Consider the following 5,578-nt stretch of genomic DNA (forward strand, 5'->3'; position numbering starts at 1 on the left):
GGGAAGCCCCCAACTACCATCGGCGCTAAAGAGCTTAACTTCCGTGTTCGGTATGGGAACGGGTGTGACCTCTTTGCCATCATCACTAGACTATTAGTTTTCAATATACTTCGTATTCTGAAAGCCTTATGTATTTCGTTTTGAAGTTTTTATTACCTGTCCTTCAAGACAAGAATTATTGTATAACGTTTTCTCACATTGTGCAACACTTTTTTATAAAAGAAAAGAAATTATTACTTTTCGAAGATATTTTTGTTATGTAAGAGAAATTATCACTCTGCTATTTATTATAACAATTGCTTAATTAAAAGAAAACAATTAATTTATCAGAAGTGTTTTTATCTATTTTAATTCATTAAAAAACACTTTTTCCGATATGAGCTACTCTTTTCTGACTGTCGAGACACTTCGCTTTTTGCAGGAATCTTTAATCTACTACAGGATCAATCAGAGTAGCCCTTCGTTACAATCAACTAAACAAGCAAAATATAAACGAAAAACTATTTATAGATTCACTCAACATGCCTGTTAATTTATCATTCCAAAATTATTTAATTATAATTTTCAGGTTTCATTTTATCCTCAATCATATTATCCCTAAATTTACTGCTCAGGTGAAAGAACATTTTTGACGCTTCGCTCACGTTATAGAAAACATTTGACTGACGTTGCACTTTCGTTACAAAAAACATCTGCTAAAGAAGTTAAATAACAGAAAGAGCCATTTGTAATCGATCAATTTCCTCAAATGTTGTTGCTGGACCAAAAGATACTCTAAAAAATTGACGTGCCGCTTCCATAGAATAGCCCATTGATAAAATCGCCTTCGTACCAGACTCACTATGAATATCGCAGGCACTTCCTGTGGAAATACATATCCCCGCTTCATTTAATTTTAACAAAACGTATTGCCCCTCTACTCGTTTCATTAATACACCACAAATATTAGGCAATTGCTCCTTACTCTCAATGATTTGACACGTTTCTTGTAAATTTTCCTTAAAGCTTTGACGTAATGCTTCATAATACTTCCGCTCATATTGATAATCTTCAATCGCCGTAGCAAAAGCGACAATAGCTGGAGTATCTAATGTTCCTCCCCTTAGCCCATGCTCATGCGTGACACCTGGTGCTAATGCAGGAACACAGAGCTTAGGATTAATATAAATAGCCCCACATCCTTTTGGCCCACCTATTTTATGGGCTGAAACTGTAATAGCATCTACTTGCTGTTTTAACGGAAGTTTACAGTAGGACTGTACACAATCAACATGCAAGAGAACGTTTAATTGTTTTGCAATCTCGGCTATTTCTTCAATAGGTTGAATAGAGCCTATCTCTGAATTTACATGTTGGAGAGTGATTAAAGCCGTATCTTCTTGTATTGCTTCTCGTAGTTGCTCCACATGAATACAACCATCCTGCTGTAAAGGTAACTTTGTGACTACAAAACCCATTTTTTCAAGTGTATTTAAAGCCGCATGTACAGAAGTGTGTTCCGCTTGTGATGAAATAATGTGCTTCCCTTTATTTGACGCTAAAGCTAATGACAAAATCGATATTAAATTGCCCTCAGTTCCGCTTCCAGTAAAAATGACACCGTCACTATTTACTCCAAGAGATTTTGCTACGACAGCTCTTGCCTGCTCAACAAAATAATTCGCTTGCCCTCCTAGATCATGTAAGCTTGCACTATTCCCATAATACTGCTTTGCTACCTCACAATATGCTGTAAGAGCTTTTGGAGTCATTGGAGAGGTTGCAGCGTAATCCAAATATATCATCATATTCTTCCCTTCTAGTTCATCAGGTCTTGTTTTCTCTTTTATTTTATGTAAAGATATGTGTCAAGACAACTGTAAAGAAGGTATATGTATGGATGTAATGACAGATGTACTTATTATTGGTAGCGGCGTTGCTGCACTTCAAACTGCTCGACTACTCGAAGGACATTTTCAAGTTCAGATAGTTACAAAATGTTCAATTAAAATGAGTAGTTCTTATCGTGCTCAAGGCGGTATTGCTGCCGTTACAAGTCAAGAAGATCATCCAAAGTTTCACATTGCTGATACGTTGATTGCTGGTGAATATCATCATGAAAAAAGGAATGTTGAAGTACTAATAGAAAACGGCACAGAAATTATACGTGATTTATTAAATGAGGGCTTCTCAGTTGATCGACAAGTTGATGGGTCCCCGGCTCTAGGCTTAGAGGGGGCACATAGTCATCACCGTATTTTACATGCAGGTGGTGATCGTACTGGCCAAGTAATGATAGATTATTTGCTCAAACAACTTACATCTAATATCGTTGTGAATTGCTATGAAATGGCTTACGAGCTTTTATTGAATACAGATGGAGATTGTGTTGGCGTTCTGACAAAAGGAGCAAAGGGAATGAAGCGCTACCTTGCCCACCACGTCATTCTTGCGACAGGAGGTGCGGGTGCTCTATATTCTTGTACGTCTAACTTTGCTACGAATACTGGAGATGGTATCGCTTTAGCATATTGTGCTGGAGCTGCCATCAGTGATATGGAATTTATGCAATTTCATCCGAGCTTACTTTGGTGTGGAGGGCAGGCCAAAGGATTAGTCTCTGAAGCTGTACGTGGCGCCGGAGGAAAGTTTGTCGATGCACAGCGTCGTCCCATAATGAAAGGCATACATGAACAGTTGGACTTAGCACCACGCCATATAACTGCACATGCATTATTTAATAAACGTGCTGTTGAGCAAGAAACCTTTATTGATATTTCAAGTATCGAAAACTTTGAAGAAAAATTCCCTACAATTGCTCAGCTTTGCTATGACAATCATGTTAATTTACAAGATGGATTAATTCCTGTAGCACCAGGTAGCCATTTCTTAATGGGTGGTGTTGTTGCTGATGCCATGGGAAGAACATCTATTCCTAATCTATATGCAATAGGAGAAGTTGCTTGTACTGGGGTGCATGGTGCCAATCGTTTAGCTAGTAACTCTCTTTTAGAAGGCATTACGTTTGGACAAAGAACAGCCCAATACATTATTCAAACAGGTTGTAAGCAAAATAGTTTCTTAATTAATGACAAACATCACCAACAAACAATGCCATCATTATTGACAAAAGATCAATTACAACAAATGATGATGCACACGTTAGGCATTGTGCGAAATCCTATTGATATGGAACAATTCGTACAACAATTGCCCCCAATGCAAACACTGCTTCATGTTGATTTAGATGGCTTGAATCGACAGGAACTCGAACTTTACATGATGCATATTGTAGCTACATTAATGGCGCACGCAGCCATTACACGAAAAGAAACTCGCGGAGCACATATTCGCATTGACAGACCACAAGATGATCATCGTTGGGCAAACCGTTGGATCATTTTTCAACAAGGACAGATGAAAGTGAGGAATTCATTATATGAATATCATCAAACTCGAGGAATTGCTAAAACAATTTTTTAATGAGGATATAGGCGATGGGGATTTATCGAGTGAATTTATATTTTCTCCAGAACAGCAGGGATCTTTTTCTTTTTATGCGAAGGAAAGCGGCATTTTTTGTGGAGCCCCCATTATAAAGTATGGATTTCTTCTACTTGATCGATCTATGGATATTATCCTTTATAAAAAAGATGGAGAAAAAGTCAATGCTGGTGATATTCTTGCTGTTATCCAAGGACCACTTCAAAAATTATTAATGGGTGAACGTGTCATTTTGAATCTTATCCAGCGCATGTCCGCTATTGCTACGGCTACAAATTTAGCGGTACGAGCAACAGCAGGTACTAATGCGAAAATATGCGATACACGCAAAACAATGCCTGGAATGCGTATGTTAGATAAATATGCTGTTAGAATCGGTGGCGCCTATAACCATCGCAATGGTTTATACGACGCGATCATGCTAAAGGATAATCATATTGCTTTTGCAGGTAGTATTACTAAGGCCGTACAGGCAGCCCGTGAGAAAATCGGTCACACCATTAAAATCGAAGTCGAAATCGAAACAAAAGCTCAATTAGATGAAGCAATTGCAGCCGGTGCAGATATCATTATGTTTGATAATCGTAGCCCTGAGGAAATACGTGAATGGCTCCCAGCAGTTCCCCCACATATTGCAACAGAAGCTTCAGGTGGCATTTCGCTTCATAACTTAAATACCTATGCTGAAACAGGTATTCAATGGATTTCACTCGGAGCGCTAACACATTCAGTAAAAGCCTTTGACATTAGTGCACTTGTACAAACGAAAGGAGCTAATTCCATTGTCCATCACTAGTTTATTACAACAAACATCACTACTACCAGAGCATTACCGTGTATTATCTAAAAATGACATGGAATCTCGCATTATAGCCATAAAAAAGAAATTAGGTAGTAAGCTCTTCATCCCTGGGCATCATTATCAAAAAGATGAAGTAATTCAATTTGCAGATGCAACAGGAGATTCCTTGCAGCTTGCTCAATTATCAGCAGCTAACAAGGAAGCTGAACATATAGTATTTTGTGGCGTACACTTTATGGCGGAAACAGCTGATATGCTCACAACTGAACAGCAGCATGTTTACTTACCTGATATGCGTGCAGGCTGTTCAATGGCAGACATGGCAGACATTTATCAAACAGAACAAGCATGGCCGATTTTACAGGAACTCTTTGGCGATACCATTATCCCTCTAACATATGTCAATTCTACTGCTGCCATTAAAGCATTTACTGGGCGTCATGGTGGAGCCTGCGTAACATCGTCCAATGCAAAAGAAATGGTTAAATGGGCATTTACGCAAAAACCACGTATTTTCTTTTTACCAGATCAACATTTAGGAAGAAATACTGCGTATGATTTAGGAATACCGCTTGAAAATATGGCCGTTTGGAATCCTCATACAAATAAGCTTGAGACAGATCAGTCTCCAGAAAACATTCAAGTCATCTTATGGAAGGGACACTGCTCCGTCCACGAAGGTTTTACAGTTCAGCATACGGAGCTTATACGTCAAGTTCATCCAACTATGCGTATCATTGTTCATCCAGAATGTAATCGTGAAGTTGTTGCTGCTGCAGATGATGCAGGTTCTACAAAATACATTATCGATACGATTAATAAAGCACCGAGTGGTTCTGCATGGGCAATCGGTACTGAAATGAATCTTGTGAATCGGATAATCCAGCAGCACCCTGATAAGCAGATTATCTCTTTAAATAAGAATTTCTGTCCTTGTCTTACAATGAATCGAATTGATCTTCCCCATCTACTTTGGTCATTAGAAAGTATAGAAAAAGGGCAGCCACATAATCGTATTCGAGTAGATGCTCACACTGCTGAAGAAGCACGTAGCTCACTTGAAAGGATGCTTTTTAGAGCATAAATAGCAAAACGTCTACTCATTTCTGGTAGACGTTTTGTCTTATAATTACTGATCTTCTACGTAAGCATATTGTGATCTTCATTAACCTTAGAATCTTAAAAACTATTTTTATACAAAAAAATGCAGTAGATGTAAATTACATCTACTGCATTTCAGTATGACCCGTACGGGATTCGAACCCGTGTTACCGCCGTGAAAGGGCGGTGTCT

4 protein-coding genes and 1 rRNA gene are annotated in these 5,578 nt (G+C 38.4%); 3 read left to right on the plus strand and 2 right to left on the minus strand.

Annotated features, from left to right (window positions below):
- Positions 1-90: ribosomal RNA gene (gene rrf / locus ACQKOG_RS26960) — 5S ribosomal RNA — on the minus strand; the annotation flags it as partial.
- A 614-nt stretch (positions 91-704) separates the two neighbouring features.
- Positions 705-1,784: a cysteine desulfurase family protein gene (locus ACQKOG_RS26965; RefSeq protein WP_370083769.1), complete on the minus strand. Its 1,080-nt coding sequence runs from the start codon at positions 1,782-1,784 to the stop codon at positions 705-707.
- Between the two features lie 91 nt (positions 1,785-1,875).
- Here ACQKOG_RS26965 and nadB point away from each other — a divergent pair, with 91 nt between their 5' ends.
- Genes nadB through nadA form a run of 3 tightly spaced genes read left to right on the plus strand, consistent with a single transcriptional unit; the run spans position 1,876 to position 5,369 of the window.
- Positions 1,876-3,462, plus strand: coding sequence for an L-aspartate oxidase (nadB, locus tag ACQKOG_RS26970; RefSeq protein ID WP_370083763.1), 1,587 nt, complete (start codon positions 1,876-1,878; stop codon positions 3,460-3,462).
- Positions 3,419-4,279, plus strand: a complete 861-nt coding sequence (gene nadC, locus ACQKOG_RS26975) for a carboxylating nicotinate-nucleotide diphosphorylase (protein ID WP_370083765.1) — start codon at positions 3,419-3,421, stop codon at positions 4,277-4,279. Before nadB ends, nadC begins: the two co-directional genes overlap by 44 nt.
- Positions 4,266-5,369 carry a quinolinate synthase NadA gene (nadA, locus tag ACQKOG_RS26980; protein WP_370083767.1) on the plus strand — a complete coding sequence of 368 codons (1,104 nt, stop codon included), beginning with the start codon at positions 4,266-4,268 and terminating at the stop codon, positions 5,367-5,369. The genes nadC and nadA overlap by 14 nt, the downstream gene beginning before the upstream one ends.
- The last annotated feature ends 209 nt before the right edge of the window (positions 5,370-5,578 follow it).

Origin of the sequence: Lysinibacillus sp. NPDC093216 (assembly GCF_050280325.1) — a bacterium.
Taxonomy (GTDB): domain Bacteria; phylum Bacillota; class Bacilli; order Bacillales_A; family Planococcaceae; genus Lysinibacillus.

Bases quoted from the DNA above. Each gene is read 5' to 3' on its own strand.
- nadB (WP_370083763.1), top strand. From the start codon at position 1,876: ATGGATGTAATGACAGATGTACTTATTATTGGTAGCGGCGTTGCTGCA.
- ACQKOG_RS26965 (WP_370083769.1), bottom strand. From the start codon at position 1,784: ATGATATATTTGGATTACGCTGCAACCTCTCCAATGACTCCAAAAGCT.
- nadC (WP_370083765.1), top strand. From the start codon at position 3,419: ATGAATATCATCAAACTCGAGGAATTGCTAAAACAATTTTTTAATGAG.